This is a genomic window from Verrucomicrobiota bacterium (assembly GCA_016200005.1).
Classification (GTDB): domain Bacteria; phylum Verrucomicrobiota; class Verrucomicrobiia; order Limisphaerales; family PALSA-1396; genus PALSA-1396.
On record JACQFP010000068.1, the window covers coordinates 1 to 20,646 of the forward strand.

18 protein-coding genes are annotated in these 20,646 nt (G+C 58.2%); 5 read left to right on the top strand and 13 right to left on the bottom strand.

Annotation, left to right across the window (positions count from 1 at the left end):
- Positions 1 to 57 precede the first annotated feature (57 nt).
- Positions 58 to 270, top strand: coding sequence for a tyrosine-type recombinase/integrase (locus tag HY298_22965; GenBank protein MBI3853122.1), 213 nt, complete (start codon positions 58 to 60; stop codon positions 268 to 270).
- Positions 271 to 479: 209 nt separating this feature from the next.
- Here HY298_22965 and HY298_22970 read toward each other — a convergent pair whose 3' ends face one another.
- The 3 genes from HY298_22970 to HY298_22980 all read right to left on the bottom strand — a co-directional run bounded on the left by HY298_22970 (position 480) and on the right by HY298_22980 (position 4,667).
- On the bottom strand, positions 480 to 1,925 hold the full coding sequence (locus tag HY298_22970; protein ID MBI3853123.1) for a glycoside hydrolase family 130 protein: 1,446 nt from the start codon (positions 1,923 to 1,925) through the stop codon (positions 480 to 482).
- 22 nt (positions 1,926 to 1,947) lie between these two features.
- Entirely contained in the window at positions 1,948 to 4,236 is a 2,289-nt protein-coding gene (locus HY298_22975) for a glycosyltransferase family 4 protein (GenBank protein ID MBI3853124.1), read from the bottom strand.
- Between the two features lie 245 nt (positions 4,237 to 4,481).
- Complete coding sequence (locus HY298_22980; GenBank protein MBI3853125.1) at positions 4,482 to 4,667, bottom strand: hypothetical protein; 186 nt, start codon at positions 4,665 to 4,667, stop codon at positions 4,482 to 4,484.
- Between the two features lie 170 nt (positions 4,668 to 4,837).
- Between HY298_22980 and HY298_22985 the strand changes: the two genes are divergently transcribed.
- Both HY298_22985 and HY298_22990 read left to right on the top strand, forming a co-directional pair.
- Positions 4,838 to 5,014: a hypothetical protein gene (locus HY298_22985; protein ID MBI3853126.1), complete on the top strand. Its 177-nt coding sequence runs from the start codon at positions 4,838 to 4,840 to the stop codon at positions 5,012 to 5,014.
- Between the two features lie 59 nt (positions 5,015 to 5,073).
- On the top strand, positions 5,074 to 5,298 hold the full coding sequence (locus HY298_22990) for a hypothetical protein (GenBank protein MBI3853127.1): 225 nt from the start codon (positions 5,074 to 5,076) through the stop codon (positions 5,296 to 5,298).
- A gap of 28 nt (positions 5,299 to 5,326) precedes the next feature.
- On the opposite strand, the gene HY298_22995 is transcribed toward HY298_22990, so the two are convergent.
- The 7 genes from HY298_22995 to HY298_23025 form a co-directional block, all read right to left on the bottom strand.
- Entirely contained in the window at positions 5,327 to 6,064 is a 738-nt protein-coding gene (locus tag HY298_22995; protein ID MBI3853128.1) for an alpha/beta fold hydrolase, read from the bottom strand.
- 117 nt (positions 6,065 to 6,181) lie between these two features.
- Positions 6,182 to 8,599 (bottom strand): response regulator, encoded by a 2,418-nt coding sequence (locus HY298_23000; GenBank protein MBI3853129.1) that lies wholly within the window; start codon positions 8,597 to 8,599, stop codon positions 6,182 to 6,184.
- Between the two features lie 4 nt (positions 8,600 to 8,603).
- The gene (locus tag HY298_23005) at positions 8,604 to 9,050 is read right to left on the bottom strand and encodes a response regulator (protein ID MBI3853130.1); all 447 of its coding nucleotides are present in this window, start codon (positions 9,048 to 9,050) and stop codon (positions 8,604 to 8,606) included.
- 9 nt (positions 9,051 to 9,059) lie between these two features.
- Entirely contained in the window at positions 9,060 to 10,529 is a 1,470-nt protein-coding gene (locus tag HY298_23010; protein MBI3853131.1) for a HAMP domain-containing protein, read from the bottom strand.
- Positions 10,530 to 10,532: 3 nt separating this feature from the next.
- A complete protein-coding gene (locus HY298_23015) occupies positions 10,533 to 10,988 on the bottom strand; it encodes a DUF4154 domain-containing protein (GenBank protein MBI3853132.1) in 456 nt (151 codons plus the stop codon).
- A gap of 4 nt (positions 10,989 to 10,992) precedes the next feature.
- Positions 10,993 to 11,439, bottom strand: a complete 447-nt coding sequence (locus HY298_23020; protein MBI3853133.1) for a response regulator — start codon at positions 11,437 to 11,439, stop codon at positions 10,993 to 10,995.
- A complete protein-coding gene (locus HY298_23025; protein ID MBI3853134.1) occupies positions 11,436 to 12,959 on the bottom strand; it encodes a PAS domain S-box protein in 1,524 nt (507 codons plus the stop codon). Before HY298_23025 ends, HY298_23020 begins: the two co-directional genes overlap by 4 nt.
- 539 nt (positions 12,960 to 13,498) lie before the next feature.
- Between HY298_23025 and HY298_23030 the strand changes: the two genes are divergently transcribed.
- The gene (locus HY298_23030) at positions 13,499 to 14,830 is read left to right on the top strand and encodes a hypothetical protein (GenBank protein ID MBI3853135.1); all 1,332 of its coding nucleotides are present in this window, start codon (positions 13,499 to 13,501) and stop codon (positions 14,828 to 14,830) included.
- Positions 14,831 to 14,991: 161 nt separating this feature from the next.
- On the opposite strand, the gene thpR is transcribed toward HY298_23030, so the two are convergent.
- The 3 genes from thpR to HY298_23045 all read right to left on the bottom strand — a co-directional run bounded on the left by thpR (position 14,992) and on the right by HY298_23045 (position 17,942).
- Positions 14,992 to 15,582, bottom strand: coding sequence for an RNA 2',3'-cyclic phosphodiesterase (gene thpR / locus HY298_23035; protein MBI3853136.1), 591 nt, complete (start codon positions 15,580 to 15,582; stop codon positions 14,992 to 14,994).
- Positions 15,583 to 15,724: 142 nt separating this feature from the next.
- A complete protein-coding gene (locus HY298_23040) occupies positions 15,725 to 16,738 on the bottom strand; it encodes an agmatine deiminase family protein (protein ID MBI3853137.1) in 1,014 nt (337 codons plus the stop codon).
- Between the two features lie 259 nt (positions 16,739 to 16,997).
- The gene (locus HY298_23045; protein ID MBI3853138.1) at positions 16,998 to 17,942 is read right to left on the bottom strand and encodes an aldo/keto reductase; all 945 of its coding nucleotides are present in this window, start codon (positions 17,940 to 17,942) and stop codon (positions 16,998 to 17,000) included.
- A 183-nt stretch (positions 17,943 to 18,125) separates the two neighbouring features.
- Between HY298_23045 and HY298_23050 the strand changes: the two genes are divergently transcribed.
- Positions 18,126 to 20,633 (top strand): hypothetical protein, encoded by a 2,508-nt coding sequence (locus HY298_23050; GenBank protein MBI3853139.1) that lies wholly within the window; start codon positions 18,126 to 18,128, stop codon positions 20,631 to 20,633.
- The last annotated feature ends 13 nt before the right edge of the window (positions 20,634 to 20,646 follow it).

The window sequence follows — 20,646 nt, forward strand, 5'->3', positions numbered from 1 at the left end:
CCGCGCACCGGGATTGAGCGGCGGCATCATCTGGACGAGTACAGCGTGTAACGGGCGGTGCGCAAGGCGGCGGTGCTAGCCCAGCTGGACGGCCGGAAAGTGACGCCGCACACGTTGCGACATTCCTTTGCGACGCATCTGCTGGAGAATGGTTATGACATCCGGACAGTCCAGGATTTACTCGGGCACAAGGACGTGACAACGACGCAAATTTACACGCATGTGATGCAGAAGCCGGGACTGGGCGTGAGGAGTCCGCTGGATCAATAGGGTTGAGGGTTGAGGGGGGAGAAACATTCAACGTTCAACGTGGAACATCGAACTGGAACACCAACCCCTGACGCCTCACAGGAGGGGAACAAGGGAAAGGAGAAAGCAGAGGGCAGAAATTGGAGTAAAGTGGAAGGACCACTGAACATCCAACGTTCAACATTCAGCATCGGCTGTGGAAGGCAATGAGCGGATTTGTTCAGCCAGGGCTATTCCATCGCGGCCAGCACTTCGTCGAGGGACAGCGTGGCGAACGTGGTGGCGTAGTCGGACATGGCGTAGGGGATGATGAGTTGTCGTCCGAACAGAAGACTGCCGCAGGAATAAACGACGTTGGGGACGTAACCTTCGCGCTCGTTTTCGTTGGGCTTGATCAGCGGTTCGCGCAGACGGCCGATGACCTTGGTCGGATCGTCGCGGTCGAGCAGGAACGCGCCGATGCAGTATTTCCGCATCGCGCCGACGCCGTGGCTGAGCACGAGCCAGCCGGCTTCGGTTTCGATGGGCGAACCGCAGTTGCCCATTTGAATGAACTCCCATGGAAAGGTCGGCTTCACGATGAGTTCCGCATTGTGCCAGAAGTGCAGATGGTCGGAGAACATCACGAAAATGTTTTCATAATCCTGACGGCCGAGCATCGCGTAGCGGCCGTTGATCTTTCGCGGGAAGAGCGCCATGCCTTTGTTTTGTATCGCCGGGCCGTTCAAGGTGATGAATCTGAAATACAGGAAGTCGGGCGTCTCGATGAATTGCGGGAGGATCAGCTTGCCGTCGTAGGCGGTGTAGGTCGCGTAATAGGTCTGCGTACCGTCGTCATTCCTGAAGAGAACAAAGCGCGCGTCTTCAATGCCGTTGCTTTGGGAAGGCGTGGCCGGGAACAGGATGCGTTCGGACAAGCGCGAGTCAGGGGCGAATTGCACTTCGTAATTCGATTGGGCCAGCGCCAGGACTTTCGACGCGAGCACTTCAGTTTCCTGGTCGCGTTTCCGGAGTTGATCCAGGGCACTCTTGACGTGGGCGGTCAACTCTTCCAACGCAAATGATGCGCCCAACTGTTCGAGCACGTGACGGCTGAAATCGCCTGTCAGACCGAGTTCCTGAAGCTTTCGCTCGAACAGTTTTTTTTCGTACGCAGCGTTGGGCGCATGGTCCGGCTCAAGGCTGTAGCGCGTGGGTGTGTTGATGGTGATGTCGCCCTTCGCGTCGAGGAAACCCGTGCGAAACGTGACCGACGAAATGTGTCCTTCGCCGGTGGCCCGCAGACTCAGAACGAAACGCAGTGAACCCGGCGGCAGGTCTGATTGATCCGGGTGCGGCACCATGGAGGGATTGAACAATGCCGCAGCTTCTCCCGAATACTCATGCGTGAAATGCGCACCCAACAACAGTTCCCGTTCCTCGGAAAGCTTCTGGTCGGTGAGCAAATAGCCGCGCACCTGCTCGAAGCGGCGTTTGAGGAAGGCGCGGATTTTCAGATGACGTTCGCCAAAGTCGGCCAGGACTTGCTCGAGCAAAGTGTGGACTTCGCTTTCCGACAGGGCCATGACCCGCCCGCAGATTTTGATGGCACGCTGCTCGCTCGTGGGGTTGAAGGGCCGGACCAGCACGCGTGCGCGGTCCGGCAGCAGCATGACGTTGGTGCGTTTGACATTGATGGCTTTCATAAAGGATCGAGAGTTACGAAGCGGGCTGGTTGAACGCCGTGACGGCGTTCTGCATGAGTTGCATCTCCGCCAGCGCGAGCAGGAAAGCCAGCGTCGATTCCGCGCCTTGGTTCTGGTTGACGCGATCCACGTGCAACGCATCGCGGCAGCCGCCGGTGCTGGAGGAGTACACTTCCAGCCCGAGATCGTTCCAGCCGAGGAACCAATCGAAGGCGCGGTGGGCCTCCTCGTACCACCACCCTTCCGCCGTAACGCGGTAGGCTTCGAGGCTGGCCGATACCATGGCCTGCGCTTCGATCGGTTGCTGATCGAAGGTCGCGCGGTTGCCGCCCCGCTGATGAAATCCATTGCTGCCGATGGGGCGGAAGTCGCCGCTCTCCGCCGTTTGCGCTTCCGCCAGCCAGCGGAGAGTCTGGAGTCCGCGCTCGAGGACCGGCTTTTGCCCCGTCGCATTTCCGGTCAGGATCAAGGCGTGGGCGAGCTTCGCGTTGTCGTAGGAGAGCACGTCCTCGAACCACGGCCAGTCCGGCTGCGTGGTCCGGTCGAAGAGTTCCATGAGCCGGGTGGTCAGCAGGTCACGGATTTGGCTGGCGAACCGATCGCCGCTCAGACGCTGCAAATATTCATGAATGCCGAGGAGGATGAACGCCCACGCGCGAGGTGAACTGAACTCGGTCACCGCCGGCAGCGCTTGCGCGAAGAGTTGTCCAGCCATGACCTGGAAACTGCGGTAGGGCGAACGCCCCACCCCCAGACCCAGCGCCCAAAGCGCCCGCGCATGGGAATCTTCCGAACCCTGCTCATCAAGCCAGCGCCGGTCGAAGCTCAGGTGGTTGTGGAACCGCTTTGTTTTGGGGTCGAACGCGTGATGCAGAAACGCGGCATAAGTCGTGGCCAATGTCCGCACGCTTTCCGGCTCTTCTTCCATCTCATCCAGCAGCACGGCCAGAATGAACGCGCGCGCGTTGTCGTCCGTGCAGTAGCCTTCGGAAAAATTCGGCACCGTGAATATGGCGTGCTGAAAGAGACCGGTCGAATCGGTCATCCGTGAAAGATGATCCAGCTTCAATTCCGGCAACTCGCGGGGTTGCTGGTCGAGCGTTTTGGTGGCGAACGATTTTCGCGACAGCACCGCGCGTTCGAGGCGCGCCTGTTCGAACGAGCGCATGTAAAGCCGCGCCACGTTGCTCCAGATCATTTCGCGACCCAGTTTGTAAGCGTTCTTGCGGGTGGTCGTGCGGCGTGTTTCATCACGCAGCAAACCGATCACCTCGCGGGCAATGGCCTGAGCGTCGCCGAACGGCACCAACACACCGCGGTCTTCCGCGAGCAATTCGGCCGCGTGCCAGTACGGAGTCGAGATGACGGCCTTGCCAGCGCCGAACGTGTAGGCGAGTGTGCCCGATGTAATCTGCGCTTCGTTGAGATAAGGTGTGATGTAAATGTCCGCTGCGCCGATGAACTCCTTCAGTTCCTCGAGTTCCACGAAGCGGTTGTAAAAGATGACGTTCTTCTGGACTTTGTTTTTCTTGGCGAGGCGCTCGAGGCCGAGACGGTAGGCTTCGCCCTGCTCGCGCAACTCGTTCGGGTGCGTGGCACCGAGGACGATGTAAACCACGTCGGGAAACTCCGCGAGAATCTGCGGCAGCGCGTTGAGGACATGCTCGATCCCCTTGTTCGGGGAAAGCAGGCCGAACGTGAGCAACACCACGCGCCCTTCCACACCAAACTGGTCCTTGTAATAACTCGGATCAACGAAAGGCAGATCGGGAATGCCATGCGGGATGAGATCAATCTTGGCAGGCGGCGTCTGATAAACCTCTTGCAACATCTGTCGTCCGCGCTCAGCCATCACGGCCAGGCGGCTGGAGCGCGCGATCAATTCCTGCATGACGCGCCGCTGGTCGGCGTTCGGCTCGCGCAGGAGGGTGTGAAGCGTGGTAACAATGGGCATCCGCAATTCACGAAGCAGCGCGAGCAAGTGACTGCCGGCCGGCCCGCCGAATATCCCGAATTCGTGCTGCACGCAGACGATGTCCACGTTGCTGATGTTCAGAAAATCCGCCGCGCGCTGATACGAAACCAAATCCTGCTCCTCGATCTCGAAGCGGACCACGTCCGGGTATTCATAGCCGCCCTCGATGTCATTCACCGGCACCGCGAAGCACTGGCTTTGCGGGTGCTCGGCCGCCACCGCCGACAGCAAGTCGGACGTAAACGTGGCAATGCCGCATTTGCGCGGCAAGTAGTCGCCGAGAAATGCGATTTTTCGAATTTCCGATGCCGTTTCCACCGTTGCCATGATTTGCAGTTCCTTGCCCCGTGGAGTAGCAGTGCGTTTAGCCTCCGGCGTGCGTGCGCCGTTTACTCCACGGGGCGCGTCGGCCTGCCCGCCGGAAAAGTAGAAATCTGAAATTGGGAAAGTTGAAATTCGGATTTCAGCTTTCTGCTTTCACTATTTCAGCTTTTCCCAAGACTGGCCCGGAACGAAACTAACCTTGTCCCAAAATAATTGTCTCGCGAAATTTTTAAAGCGAGTGACGCCAACTAAACCACACTTGAGGTGAGGATCAGTTTTTCGCCTCTTTCCAAACGCTTGCCTCCGCGCTTCAAAAGGGCGACGCGGATGGCGCTGAACATTTCTCCATCGGTCAGGATGCGATGCGCCATCACAACATAAGTTCGTTCGTGGACTTCATCGATGACGATATTTTCGATACTGGGTGATTTCATGCTATTTAACCTTTCGTTTTCGAGTTTGTAGGCATCCCACCCGGGCGCTTCGACGAAACGAAGAGGCCGGGATGGCGTGCGCGTTGATCCATTGATTCTTAAGAAAACCTCCGTTGCCGATCCAGGCTGGCAGCTTAGTGACGGTTTCCGATCTCGACGGAGTATCGTTGATGTCAACGGAAGTAGCCAGCGAAACTTATACCTGGCAGGAAGCCGGGTATCGCGGAAGTGTTTTTTGCTCCCGATCCCTGGGCATTGTCGCCGCAACCCAGCGGGTATTGGTGGTGGCGCTGCCGCACCGTTCCGTCAATCGTTATGATTGCACGCCTCCGCAATGGGAGCGGTGATTAACGGGTTGAACATTTTTTGCTGCACTCGGATCGAGACTTCTGATACAGTCACCGCCATGAATAACACTCTGCAAAAGAGCCGCGGCCCGCGACCGCCATTTGAAAGCGGTCAAATCTGGGAACTGGCGGATTCAAGTCTTCAGATTGGCCTGGTGGGCAAGACGCTGGTGCATTACAAACATTACAAGGGCAAGACCAAACGGGCGCCCATTTCGCTGGCGGGCATCAAGGTGTTGGAGAAATATCTGAAAGCAAACAAGGCGGTCCTGGTTCAGGAATAGCCGCTGAGCATTGCTTCAGGCGGATCGTTTAATTGTTCACCTGAACGAATTGAGTCTTCGACCAGGCGACAACCTTTTCCACCATCACCGAAGTAAATTCGCCGCTGAAAACATGGCCTGAACCTTCGATCTCGGCGAATTGTTTTGGCTCGTTGGCCCTGGCGAAAATGTCGCGTGAATCCTGGATGGGAATGACATCGTCGGCGGTCCCGTGCACCAACAACCAAGGCACATGAATTTGCGGCGCGCGATCCACCACCGTGTTGAGGGTCGTCAGGTCGTCCATGTAAGCTTTGGAAAGGGGACAGCTTGCGTCATCCCACATGCAACCCTGGCCCGGTTTGACCGTGCCAAATTCACGCTGCGCAAAAGCCTTCGTGTGAACCATGCCCGCCAACGAAATCAGAAGTTTGATGCGCGTGTCCCGGCTGGCGCGCAACACCCCCACCGCCCCGCCCATGCTATGCCCGGCGTAACCTACGGTGCGACCCTTCAACGCATCCAACACGGCGACCAAATCCTCGACTTCCTTGGTAACGGTGGAGTCAACAAACCGGCCGCCCGAAGCCCCGTTGCCGGAAAAGGAAAAACGCAGCGCCGAAATGCCGGCGCCTGCCAACCCTTCCGCCAACGCCACGAGGAAGGGACGGTCCTTGTTACCGGTGACGCCGTGACCAAGGACGACGAGGCTTTGGGAATTGCTTCTGCCGGCGTGAAAAGTGTAGTCGAGCCGTTCGCCCTGCGCATTTTTGATTTCGCCAAACATAGCGGTTGCTCTCTTGTAGCGGCGAGACGGGGGGCGAACAACCTTAAACTGTCGCCACCCAAACCCGACCGATGAGATTGCGTCCGTGGTGGGGAGCCAAGAAGCTGGGTTTTCGGTTCAGGCATCCAGACTTTTCCGCACGGCCTGCAGCAGGCGATTCGGTTGGTAGGGCTTCTGCAAGAAGTTCGTGCCTTCCTTCAACACAAAAGCGGTGTCTTCAACTTTCACGCTGTAGCCGCTGGTGTAAAGCACGCGCAAGTTCGGTTTTTGCGCCGTCAGTTCTTTGGCCAGGACGGGTCCATTCAATCCCTCGGGCATGACGATGTCCGTCAGCAACAAATCAATCTGCGCCTGATGTTCGGCCCACAGCGCCAGGGCCGCCACGCCGGAGGCGGCTTCCAGGACCTGGTAACCGTTTCTTTTCAGGATGCCGGCGACGAGATTGCGCACGGTCGTTTCGTCCTCCACCAGCAGGATGGTTTCGGTGCCGCCGCGCGGTTTCGGTGAGACCGCCACTGGCTCCGTGTCGGCGTCCTGTTCCGCGGCGCACGGCAGGTACACTTTGAAGCTGGTGCCCTGGCCCACCTGGCTGGCCACTTCCACCCAACCCTGGTGTTGCCGGACAATGCCATACACGGTCGCCAATCCCAGGCCGGTGCCTTGGCCGACACCTTTGGTGGTGAAGAATGGTTCAAAGATATGCGCCAGAATTTCCGGGGTCATGCCGCAGCCGGTGTCGCGGACACTCAGGCAGACAAATTCGCCCGGACGCGATTCGGAATGATCGAGCAGGTTCACCGCGTCGATCCGTGCGGAGGCCGTGCGGATGATCAACCGGCCGCCGTTGGGCATGGCGTCGCGGGCGTTGATGGCGAGGTTGAGAATCACTTGTTCGATCATGCCCGCATCGGCCAGCACCCGGGGCAGTCGCGGTGCCTGGTGAAACTGCAAATCCACATCCTCGCCAATGATCCGGCGGAGCATCTTACCCATGCCCTCGATGACCTCATTGAGGTTCAGCGCCTTTGGCTGGATGACCTGTTTGCGGCTGAAAGTCAGCAGTTGACGGGTCAGGCCGGCGGCCCGTTCCGCCGCCGCCGCCACTTCGTGCAGTTTTTCCTTCATGCCATCGGCCAGGTTGGGTTCCGCCGACAGCAATTCGGTGTAACCTTCGATGATGGTCAGGAGGTTGTTGAAATCGTGCGCCACTCCGCCCGCCAACTGGCCGACCGCTTCCATTTTTTGCGACTGGCGCAATTGTTCCTCGAGTTGTTTCCGTTCAATGAACTGACCGATCTGGCTCCCCAGAATATTAAACATCTGCAGCAAGCCCTCGTCGGCTTGCTGAATGGTATCAGAGAAGAACTCCAGGACGCCCAACATTTTGTCCCCCACGCGAACCGGAAAGCCCAGGGCGCCGCGCAACCCCGCGCGCTTGACGGCCGGCGCGCGCAGGAAGTTTGGTTCCTGGGTTGCGTCGGGAATCCAGGTCGGCTGGCCGCTGGCCCAGACCCGGCCCGGCAGGCCCACGCCGATCCGGAAAGTCATTTTGCGGCTCGCTTCCTTTAATTCCAGGAATTCGGTGCTCGGCAGGTGCCAAAGTTCGGCGCAACGCAAGACATGGTTGGCTTGGTCGATCAGCCACAGTCCACCGACCTGCCATCTCAGGTTCCGACAGATCACCTTGATGATGCGTACGGTGGCTTCCCCGAGCGCCGTTGATTCCGACAATTCCCGCGTCACCGCATGAATGACCATCTGCCGTTGTTCAGTACGCTTACGCTCCGTGATGTCGCGGGCGATGCCCAGGACGGCGACCGGCTCGCCCTGCTGGCAGATCAAGGTGCTGACCACCTCCAACGGAACACGACTGCCATTTCGGGCGGTGATGTCCAGTTCGTAGGTTGTGGCCATGCCAGAGTCGAGTTTGCGAGCAAAGCTGCCGCGGGCTTGTTCCACGTACTCCGGAGCCACCAGGTCGGTGATGTTTCGACCCAGGATCTCCTCAGCCCGATAGCCGGTGGCATTTTGCGCGGCCTTGTTGAAGGAAGTGAAATTGCCGGTCAAATCATGGGTATAGGCCAGGTCGTGGGCGTGGTCGAACAGGCTGCGGTAACGTTCCTCGCTTTCGCGGAGCGATTCCTCGACCCGCTTGCGCTCGATGGCGTAATGGATGGCGCGTTTGAGCATGAAGCTGTTGATCTGTCCCTTCACCAGGTAATCCTGTGCCCCGGCGGCCACGGCCTCCAAGGCCATCCGCTCGTCGCTCAAGCCGGTGAACACGATGATCGGGATTTTGGGAGCTTGGGCCATGACGCTGCTAAACGTCGCCAATCCCTGACTGTCGGGCAGCCCCAGATCCAGCAGCAGGATGTCAAATGTTTCGCGCTCCAGAGAACGCAACACCTCGTCCACGCGCCCGGCGCAGCTCATCTCAAACGCGGCCACGGGTGGCTCATTCAACATCTCATGGAAGAGCCGGGCGTCTCCCGGGTTGTCTTCCACCAGTTTGATTTTGATCGGACTCGCAAGCACGATGTTACGCCTGTGGCAGCTTTACGATGCCAAACCAGAAGTCCTCAATCGACTGCACGATCTTGATAAACTGGTCAAGCCGGAGGGGTTTGGTGATGTAGCAGTTGGCATGAAGATTATAGGCCTTGACGATGTCCTCCTCGGCTTCCGAATTCGTCAAAATGACGACCGGGATGCGCTTCAAGTCCGGATCGCGTTTGATCTCTTCCAACACTTCGCGCCCGCTTTTGCGCGGCAGATTGAGATCCAGGATGATGACGTTCGGGCGCGGCACACTGACGTAATCGCCGACGCGACGCAGGAACGCTATCGCCTTCGCGCCGTCGTCCACAACGTGTAGCTTATTCAGCACTTTGCACTCTCGTAGGGACTCGCGCGTCAGGCGCACGTCGCCGGGATTGTCTTCCACGAGCAATATTTGCACCAGTTGACCGACTGCTTCGTCTTGCATGACTTTGATTCAATTGGCTTTCTGTTTGGGGATAGTGAAGTAAAAGATTGAGCCTTTGCCAAGCTCGGATTCGACCCAGATCCTCCCGCCGTGGCGCTCCACGATACGTTGGCAGATCGCCAGGCCGATGCCCGTGCCCGGGTATTCCGCTTTGGAGTGCAGCCGTTGAAAGATGATGAAGATGCGCTTGAAGTATTCCGGCGCCATGCCGATGCCGTCATCATGCACCGAAAAAACCCACTCCGCCGCGCTCTCCACGGCACGCACATGGACATGGGGCCGCCCGGCGCCATGGAATTTAATGGCGTTGCTGATGAGATTTTGAAGCAGTTGACCCAGTTGCGTCGCGTCGGCCATGACGGTCGGCAGTTCCCCGTTTGTCACGACCGCACCGGCGGTTTCAATGGCGGGGCTCAGATTCACGCGCACCGTGCCCAGCACCTCGTGGACATCCACCGGTGAGAGCGGCTTGCCCCGCGTGCCGACGCGCGATAATTCCAGCAGGTCGCTGATGAGCCGCTGCATCCGCGTGGCGCCGTCCACTGCGTAGGCGATGAACTCGCGCGCGTCGTCGTCAAGCTGATCGTGATAGCGTTGTTCGAGCAGTTGGGTGTAGCTGGAGACCATGCGTAGCGGCTCCTGTAAATCATGCGACGCCACGTAGGCAAACTGCTCCAGTTCCTGGTTGGCCAGTTCGAGTTGCGCGGTGCGTTTGCGGACCCGCTGCTCGAGTTCAACGTTCATCGCGCGCACGCGCTCTTCTTTTTCTCGCAACGCATTGTTTTGCTCGTGAATCTGGTCGAGCATCTGATTGAAGGCATCGGTCAGCAGGCCCAACTCATCTTGCCCCAACTTTTTGGCCCGGACAGAGTAATCCCGGCGGTCGGAAATGGCTTTGGCAGTCCCGGCCAGCGCCAGGATGGGCTGCGAAATCTGTTGCTGCAGTACGTTGGACAGGGTGTAGGCCGCCAGGAAAGAAACCACGATCACCAAAATGGCGATGCCACCGTAGAGTCGGAATCGCTCATACATGACCTCCAGGTCGGACTTGAGATAAAGCGTGCCCAGGCGTTGGTTGTCCCGGTGCGCGACCGGCTGAAATCCAACCAGGTACGAATGCTCGAAACGGTAACCATCCTTTCCCGGCGTCGCCGGGAAGTCCCCGGCGGCGAGGTTTGCCGGATATTTCGAGAATAGTTTGCCATCCTTGTCGTAGAGGCTCGCGGCGACGACATGCCGCTCGGCTCTGAGCGCGGCCAAGGTTTCGTTGGCGTCCCCCGGGTTGTCAAAGGCCAGCGCGGCGGCGCTGTTGGCGGCGATGACTTGCCCAATAGTGGCGAGTTGCCGCAGAGTCGTTTGCCGAAACGTCAGGAACTCGGCGGCAATGAAGGCCGCGCAAGTCAGCGCCACCACCACCCCGCTGGTCAGCAACAGAATTGCCATCAGCTTCCGCTTGATCGGTGTGTTGCGAAGCGACATCGGCTAAACTTTTCCGGCGGTGATGATCTCCGCCGGGCCCAGCAGGTGGGAACTAATCATCAGATCGGAAGCTTTGGCGGACTCCCCATTGATATTGAGACGGGTTTTTCCTTTGCGAGTGGCAAACTGGATCGGCCGGCCGCTCCGGGCAAAGTCATCGGCGTCCTCCATCGTGAGAATGTTCCGGTCTTGCAAGCCGGCGAAAGTCTTCACCCAGCGCTTTGCCGCAGATCGACGGAGGCACACGCCATGACAGGTCTGGAACTCCGGCACCCGGCGATAGCGTTGCGCCACCCCTGGCCGGTTTCTTCCTCTCTCACTGCGGACGACGTCGTCCAATCGACGGTCGCAGCGCATTTCAAACGCGGGGACTGGCGGCTCTTGCAACATCTGCTGGATGAGCCGGGCGTCGCCAGGGTTGTCTTCGACCCGTTTGATCATGATCGGACTCGCAGGCACAAATTTACTTCGGTGGCAGCTTTACGATCTCGAACCAGAAGTCCTCAATCGCCCGAACAATCTTGATGAAGTGCTCAAACGCGAGAGGTTTGCTGATGTAACAGTTGGCGTGAAGATTGTATGCTTGGACGATGTCCTGCTCCGCTTCCGAACTCGTCAGAATGACGACCGGGATGCGTTTCAGGTCGGGGTCGGCCTTGATGTCTTCCAACACTTCGCGCCCGTCTTTTCGCGGCAGATTGAGGTCAAGGATAATGACGTTGGGGCGCGGCACCTGGGCGTATTCGCCGGCGCGCCGCAGGAACGCCATCGCTTTCACCCCGTCGTCCACGACGTGCAGCTTGTTGCCCACCCTGCATTCGCGGAAGGACTCGCGCGTGAGGCGCACGTCACCGGGATTGTCTTCCACGAGCAAAATTTGCACCAGTTCACTGACGGGTTCTTCTTTCATGACGCTTGTTTGGCTTTTTGTTTGGGAATCGTGAAGTAAAATACGGAGCCTTTGCCCAGTTCGGATTCGACCCAGATTCTCCCGCCGTGACGTTCGACAATGCGCTTGCAGATGGCCAGGCCGACGCCAGTGCCTGGATATTCCGCCTGGCTGTGCAGCCGTTGAAAGATCAGGAAGATGCGATCGAAGTACTCCGCCGCAATGCCGATGCCGTTGTCACGGACCGAGAAGATCCATTCGTCCAGCCGCTCTACTGCAGCCACATGAACGTGTGGCGGTTCTTTGCCGCGGAACTTGATGGCGTTGCTGATGAGATTCTGCACGAGCCGGATCAATTGGGGCGCGTCCGCCAGGATCGTGGGCAGTGGTTCGTTCGTGACCAGCCCTTGGCATTGTTTAATGGCGCTCTGGAGAGTGACACGCACTTGACCCAGAACTCCGTTGACATCAACCGACTCAAAGGACTGGCCGCGCGTGCCCATGCGGGAATACTCAAGCAGATCGTTAATAAGTTGCTGCATCCGGGTGGCCCCCTCGACGGCGTAGCGGATGAAATCACGCGCGTCGTCGTCAAGCTTGTCGTTGTAGCGCTGGGCCAGCATTTGCGTGTAGCTGGAGACCATTCGAAGCGGCTCCTGTAAATCGTGCGAAGCCACGTAGGCAAACCGTTCCAGCTCCTCGTTGCTGCGGCGCAATTCCGTCAACGCGGTTTGCAGGTTCTTCTCATTCTGGCGTCTTTCAGTGATGTCGCGAATGGCGCTGGAAACCAGCGTGCCCTCCTCCGTTTCCAAAGGGCTGAGGCTGACTTCCACTGGAAATTCAGTGTTGTCCTTGCGCAGGCCGTAGAGATTCAAACCCGCTCCCATGGGGCGCACCGTCGGAGCGTCGAAAAAGCGCATACGATGTCCGGCGTGATTTCCCCGAAAGCGCGGAGGCACGAGGAGTTCAATCTCTTTCCCCAAGAGTTCTTCACGCGAGTAGGCAAACAGCCTTTCGGCTTGAGAATTCATAAGTTCAATGAGGCCATGGCGATTGATAATCACGATCGCGTCCGGCGCCGATTCCAGAAACCGGCGGAATCTTTCCTCAGCCTTCTGGCGCACGATGATTTCTTTTTCCAAGGCTGCGTTGACCTTTCTCAAATCGTTCCGGCTGGGCAAGGCGAGCGCGGTTGGCATCAACTTTGCGAGAAGGATCGCCGTGAACACGGACACCAACGCTGTCACGGCTTTTATAACTCCGGAAAGCCAGTAGGCAGGGTGCCACACCGACCAGATTTCCATCAGGTGCGTGGTGCCGCAAGCTAGAATAAAAATAGCGAAAAAGACCAATATCCAGTTAAATGCAAAGTCTCTGCGTTTGCGAACGTAGTAAAGCAGCGTGAGTGGAATCGAATAATACGCCAGCGTTATGAGTGCATCGGAAATAACATGCAGCCAGATGAGGCCGGGCTCCCAAAGATAACAATGGCCGTGAGGCATGAAGCCTTCGCCCGACAGGAGTTGTTTGATGAATTCCATACGCTTTAATGACCGGACCAGCCCCGACCGCGGAATTCTGGCTCGCCGTCGCCTGAGTCGTGGTCGAGGCAGACCCGGTCCCTTCCGATGATGTTAATCGCGCGGCTCCAACGTTTACATCTGACCGCGTTGCCGCATCGCGGATGACTTCGCCGAAATATCGGCCAGCTTGAGCGAGCCGCCCGTCGGTCTTGGCGTTGCATTCTTGACTCAACCTTCTGGGGAACGCCAACCATCTCAATGGACCACCGACGATGGCGATTCGATCCGGGAGGCTTACGGCTAACCCAAAGCCGCCATGAAGACAAGGAAAAATTCCCGTACGGATCACAAGGGACCAACGTCTAGCGTGGGCCAACGGAGGTCCACGGCGACTTCGCGCACCAGCAATCCATCGCCTTTGCACATTCCGGTTCGAGATGGTCGTGCCCTTCGCAACTCAACGCCAAGGCCTGTTTCCGGCCCAACCGAACACTGCCTGCGAAGGGTTTCCTCCGAGCGTTGAGAATGGCAACAGTTCTGCTAATCGCCATTATTATATGAAACATTCTCGCCAACCGGTGCATTCGTCGGCGGGCAGCGTGCTCTTGACCACATTATGTGTGGTCACGATCATCGGCGTCACGTTGGCGTCCTACCTCACGCTCATTAATCATCAGAATTACAATTCGTGCCGTTCGCAGGCTTGGAATCAAGCCATGCCCGTGCTCGAAGCCGGGATTGAAGAAGCGTTGACCCACTTGAATGCTCATGGCCAGACCAACCTGCTTTGTGATGGTTGGGAGTATCATGACGGGAGCTACAGCATGATTCGTCAACTGGGCGCAGCCTACTACGTCGTCAACATCACCAACTACGTCTCCTCGAACTCCAGCCCGACAGTTGTCGCCGCCGGTTATGTTCCACTGCCGCTCCAGACGAACCGATACATTTGCCGCCAAGTCTCGGTCACCACCAAGAAGGCGACCCTCTTTGCAGGCGGCATCGTCGCAAAAGGCTCGATCGATCTCAACGGCAACAACATCAACACCGATAGCTTTGACTCCGCTGATCCGGCCTACAGTTTGTTGGGCCTCTACAATCCGCTGGCCACAAAAGACAACGGGGACGTGGTAACCAATTCGCGGCTCACAAATTCGCTGTCCGTCGGGAACGCCAGGATCAAAGGCAAGGTGGCCACCGGACCGGGTGGCGTTGTGGCAATCGGTCCAAACGGCGTCGTGGGGAGCGCGGCTTGGAATGCGGATACAAGCAATCGCGGCATCGAACCCGGCCACTGGCATGACGACATGAACCTTGCATTTCCGGATGTGACGCCGCCATTTTCTGGCGGGGCGTTTATGCCGGTTTCCGGAGTGGTGGGCGGCGTTTTTTACACCTACGTATTGAACAACATTTTGAACAACGGTCGGTATCAGATGGCGGAACTGAAGATGAGCGGCTCGGCCAACATGATCGTCGTTGGCGACGTCACTTTATACGTGACCGGCAACGTCGATATTTCCGGGCTGGCGACCATCGTGATCGCCCCAGGTGGACATTTGAAATTATATGTCGGCGGCCCTTCAACCGCGATCCACGGGATTGGCGTGAACAACCTCCTCGGCACGGCGGATCAATTCTACTACTACGGCCTGCCCGGCAACAAAAGCATTGAAATTGGTGGCAATGCGCTCACCACCGTTGCGCTCTACGCTCCTAATGCGGACCTTGATTTTCAAGGCGGCGGAAACATCCTCTATCATCTGATGGGAAGCGTGGTCTGCAAATCGGTGAAATTGAACGGTCATTTCAGTTTCCACTTTGACGAGAATCTGCCGCGAGTCGGACCCGCCCGCGGTTATGTCGCAACCTCGTGGCAAGAGGGCTAACACTCGTCCTGCGGGGAAGTTTAACTCCGGTCGTTCGCCGCCGCCGGCGCACGCTGAACCTCGCCGCTCTTTCCATGCCTCAAATAACTTGCCAGGTGCATCCCTGATTCGCCAAAACCTGACACCGTCGATTGATGTAAAGTCCGGCACACGCGCCCGTTTCACCGTTCCCCGATGCCCTTTCCTTCCAACGGAATCCGGTCCAGGCATGAGTAACGCGCCCCTTGCGGCGAAAGCTCGCTCCGCATCAACTCCAGATGCGCCATTGCCCACCCGCCAAATTCTCTGTTCGCCCAGGTGGATAGTTTCTCCGCGAGGAATGCGCTCTTCGCGTGCCGCGGCTTGACGCGGCCGATGGTCAGATGCGGTCGAAACGCCCGCTGCTCATTGTGATCACCGAATCCGCGCGTCGCATCGCTGATGTGCGCGGCCAAGGCTTCCAAGTGTTTCAGGTCGCCCGCCAAGCCCACCCAGATCACCCGCCCGCCGAAACAGCCCGTCTTTTCGGCACGAAGCTGACATGGGGCGACCTCCGCGCACACCTGGCGGATGGTCTGTTGCAATGCTGCGAGGCGCGCGTGGGGAACATTGCCGAAAAAACGAATCGTCAAATGCACCGACTCCGGCCGTGTCCAAGCAACATCTTCAATCGACTCGCCGAGCTCTCGTTGCAACACTTTCAGTCGCGCCAGCACCTCCGGCGGCAGCGGCACGGCGAGGAACGCGCGAATGTTTTGAGGCGGCTCAGGCATCACAAACAAGATTGCATTTATTCAACCACCAAGCCTCATAAAAACGATGCTCCTGAGGTTAGGGCGTCATGAGCTGTTGGAAAGTCCGTCCGATCCATCGCTCCCAATTCTCCAATACTCCAGAACTCCATCAGCCCATTCCTTACCCCGGCTCCTGCTGGCTGATGCAATGGAACGCGCCGAGTCCCCAGATCAACTCCGTCGAATCGATACCCATCACACGCCGGTCACGGAATTCCTTTTGCAAAATTGCCAGCGCCTTTGCGTCGTTGGTGTGGCGATACGTCGGCACGAGAACAATTTCGTTGGCAATGTAGAAATTCGCGTAGCTCGCGGGCAATCGTTGCCCCTGATGTTCGACGACACCGGGCATCGGCAATGTAACAATCCGAAACGCTTCGCCGTCCTGATCGCACAGGGTGCGCAAGCGTTGCAAATTGTCTTGCAGGATTTGGTGGTTTGCATCGGCGGGATCCTGTTCCATCACCGTCACAACCGTTTCCGGGTTCACAAAACGCGCCAGATCGTCGATGTGTCCATCGGTATCATCGCCCACAATGCCTTCGCCCAGCCAAAGCACTTTCGTTACACCGAGATAGTCGCACAGACATCTTTCGATCTGACGTTTTGTCAAATCCGGATTGCGGTTGGGATTCAACAAACAAGCCTCGGTGGTCAATAAAGTGCCGCGACCATTCACTTCAATCGAGCCGCCCTCCAAAACCATCGACGGCGAGAAGAGCGGAAGCTGGCGCAATTTCGCGACGTGTTGCGGAACCGCGTCGTCGAGATCAAACGGTGGATACTTGTTGCCCCAGGCATTGTAGCCCCAATCGACGATCGCCCGCTCGCGTTTTCCGTTTTGTTCCCGCACGAGAAAAATCGGGCCGTGATCGCGACACCACGGTTCATAAGCGGGGAACTGGTGAAAGCGGACACGATCAAGTGGCGTCTTATATTGGCTCAACAATCCGCGCACCACACGTTCCATCTCCGCATCCCAAACGTTGATGTTCACCTCTTCAACTTGAACGAGATGCCGAATCAACTCCGCGTAAACTGGCGGGACGCTGTCATACTTGTCCGGAAAACTGATTCCATCGCGACGCGGCCAAGTGAACCACGTGCTCGCGTGCCTTTCCCATTCCGCCGGCATCCGGTAGCCGAGGTCGGCGGGGACTTTAGAAGTGTTTGGCACTTGGCGAGAAAAGCTATGGCGATACTCGAAATCCGAAATCCGAAGTCCGAAACAAATCCGAAATTCGAACGCCAAAAATCCAAAACCCGACAACGGCCAGGCCGGAGTCACCTGCAACCGGACCCAGTGTTTGAGTCCGCGTGTTTTTGTTTCGGATTTCGGATTTCGTCATTTGGATTTGTTTCGGATTTCGAGCTTCGGATTTCGGATTTTCTTTTCAGGGCACCGGCCCACCCTGCGCCGCGGCCAGCAGGTGATACCATTCCTCGCGCGTCAGTTCGAAGTCCGCCGACTTTGCTGCCTCACGAATTCGCGCCGGATTGGTTGAACCAATGATCGGCACAATCCTGCTCGGATGTTTCATCAACCACGCCAATGCCACAGCCGTCGGGCTGACACCCCTCGCTGCCGCGATCTTATCCAGCACGGCGACAATCGTCGCCGTCCGATACTTCTGTTGTGAGGGCAACACACGTTTCGCTCCGTCACCCAAATAACCTCCCGCCAGCGGACTCCACGCCAGTGGCGTCATTTTTTCAATCAGGCATTGGTCGAGCGTGCCGTCGGTAAAGCAATCCAGTTTGGCCAGACTGATCTCAACCTGATTGACAATGAGCGGCATCGGGCAGGCGACCTGAAGAGCAGTCACCAGCGACGGACGAAAATTGCTGACGCCGAAATAACGCACCTTGCCCGTCTGTTTCAATCGTGCAAAGGCACTCGCGATCTCTTCCGGGTTGGCCAGATAATCCGGGCGATGCAGTTGGTAGAGATCAATCGTGTCCACTCCGAGCCGCTGCAACGACTGCTCACAAGCCGAGACGATATGTTGCTCGGAAAAATCATAACGCTGCGGTGAATCGGGATTCGGCTCGCCGGGAACACGTATCCCGCCCTTCGTCGCAATCACCACCCGCTCCCGCATCCCGGAAACTTGTTTGAGGGCTTCCCCCAACATCCGTTCCGATACGCCGATGGAATAAACATCCGCCGTATCGAACAGCGTGTAACCCGCCTCGTAAGCCGCGATCACTGCGCAGCGACCCGCCGCCTCGCTTTCGGGTGTGACCTCGGACGGCGTCCAGGTGCCGGCGATTCGCCAGCAGCCGTAAGCCAGGCGGCTGGTGCGTAGTGAACTCGTGCCCAGTGGAATCGTTTCCATAATTTGAAAGTCAAAGACTAGAGCCGGAAAGATTCCAGCGCAAAATTAAATCATCGAAAAGACATTCCGCAGTCCCCACGGGATTGGATCCGGAAATTGACTTGCTTTCCCAGGAGGCTCGCGGTGTCATACGAGTGTTCCCGAGGGAAATCAACCATTGCAAATCTTAACCATGTTCTGTTTATGAAATATCCACGATGCGCATTCATCAGACTGACGTCGCTCACCGTGCAGCAGAGGGTTTTTGAAACACTCGCTGTGCTTCTTCATCCTAAAGAAGACTGGACAAGGAAAACCAACACCATCCTCTGCATCACCGGTCTGTTGTTCTCAGCCCTAAGCCCTCACTTCTCAACCGCCTTCGCGCAGGGCACGACCATCACATATCAAGGCCGCCTCGATGCAGGAGGAAGTGCGTTCAGCGGCAACGCCGAATTCCAGCCCACGCTCTGGGACGCCTTGAGCGGCGGCTCGCAGCTCGGCACGAACAACCCGCTCTCGGTGATTGTGGCGGTGACCAATGGCCTGTTTGTCCTGCCGCTGGACTTCGGCGACGGGCCGTTCAACGCCGGGGCGGACCGCTGGTTGCAGCTTCAAGTGCGCACGAGCATCGGACCGTTCACCACGTTGACGCCACGGCAGCCACTCACTTCCGCGCCGTATGCAATTCATTCGGCCAACGCGGCCACGGCTGGCGTGGCGGCAAGCGCCAACTCGGTTGCGGCCGCAAACATCACCGGTACGCTGGGGCTGGCGCAGTTGCCCAGCGCCTTGGTGACGAACAATGAAACGGGTGTGAATCTCACCGGCGCCTTCAGCGGCAACGGCGGCGCGTTGAGCAATTTGTCGGCGAGCGCGTTGGTGGCACCGCTGACCGGTGTTTCCATCACCACTTGGGGTGACACTCAGTTCGGTCAGCGGGAAGTGCCCGCGAACCTGGACAATGTCGTGGCCGTGGCCCCTGGGATAGCGCACAGCCTGGCCTTGAGAGCCGACGGAACAGTGGCGGCTTGGGGGGCAGGAGCAACCAATAATCCAAGTGCTGGCGTTGATTTCGGCCAGTCCATCATACCCCCCGGTTTGAACAACGCGAAGGCGGTTGCGGCCGGTTACCTGCACAGCCTGGCCTTGAAATCCAACGGCACGGTCGTTGCTTGGGGTTGGAATGATTATGGCCAGACGAATGTGCCCGTGACCTTGAGTAACGTGACCGCAGTTTCAGCCGGGGCCTATCACACGCTGGCGTTGAAAACCGACGGAACGCTCGTCGGTTGGGGGACCAATAGCAATGGCCAGTTGTCCATTCCGCCAGGCTTGAGCAATGTGATGGCCGTGTCTGCGGGCCTCCTTCACAGTCTGGTCTTGAAGTCCAACGGAACGGTGGTCGCGTGGGGAGCGGGACAAACCAACGATCCGGGAACGGGTCAAGATTTCGGCCAGTCGCTGGTGCCGCCGGGCTTGTCCAATGTCGTGGCCATTGCCGCAGGCGGCGTGCACAGCCTCGCCCTGAAGGCGGATGGCACCGTCGTCGCTTGGGGAGCGGGACAAACCAACGATCCGGGAAGCAGCGTTGATTATGGCCAGTCTCTGGTGCCACCGGGCTTGAGCAACGTGGTCGCGGTCGTGGCGGGCGTCTATCACAGCCTGGTGTTGAAGAGCGATGGCATGGTCGTGGGTTGGGGGGGCAGCGGGTTGGGCGAGGCGGATGTGCCGCCGGGTTTGAACAATGTATTTATGCTGGGCGCCGGCTCCTGCGCTCGCCACGCTTTGGCATTGCGGAGGCGCGCGGAGTCGCCCGTGGCCTGGCTCGATTCAGACAACACCTTCAACGGCAGCCTGCAAATCAATGGCGAGATCCACGCTTTTGGCGAAGCGACGTTCGGCGGCGACTTGAGATTGGATGACGGTAATCTTTGGTTTCGCGGCGGGCTTGATCGCAATAACGGCTTGGGCTGGTATGGCACCAACAAGAGCTTTGGTGACTTCTCCTCCCCTGCGCCCGACGGCCCGATCTTGTTCGGTTACGCGGGCGGCGGGCTGGGAACGACAACCAACGGATCGCACGTTGTGCTGTCTTGGGATGCTTCGCAGCGCGTGGGGATCGGCACGGTCACACCGAACGCCCGGCTCTCCTTGGGTGGCGATCAAGCCGCCAGCAAGTTGCTGTTGTATGACTCCTACGGGTCCGAGGCCGGTCTTGGTTTCACAGGTTTCCAATTTCGCTTGCATTTGCCCGACACCAGCAGCCGGTTTGCCTTCCTGGACGCGCCGAACGGCAACGAGGTCTTCACCATTCAGGGAGGCACTTTCGGCAACGTCGGCATCGGCACCAATTCACCGCAGTCGAAATTGCACGTCCGCGGCGATATCCGGCTGGGTTCCAGCGGCCAGTACTTTGCGCCCGGCGGTCAGGAAAATCTGCGCATCATTCGCGGCGTGGTGAACGCAGCGGGCACCATTCTCGCCGGGCAAGGTTTCACGGTCACGAAAGGTCCGACTGGTTTCTTCACGGTCACGTTCAGCCCCGCCTTCTCGGACATGCCGGCTGTAACAGTGACGGCGCAATCGGGCATTGACCGGATGGCGACCTGCACCTCTGTCAGCACGAGTTCGACGGGGATCTGGACTCGCGACTCCGCCGGCACTGCCACGGACAACCAGTTTAATTTCATCGCCATCGGCCCGCGCTGACGCGCCGAACTCG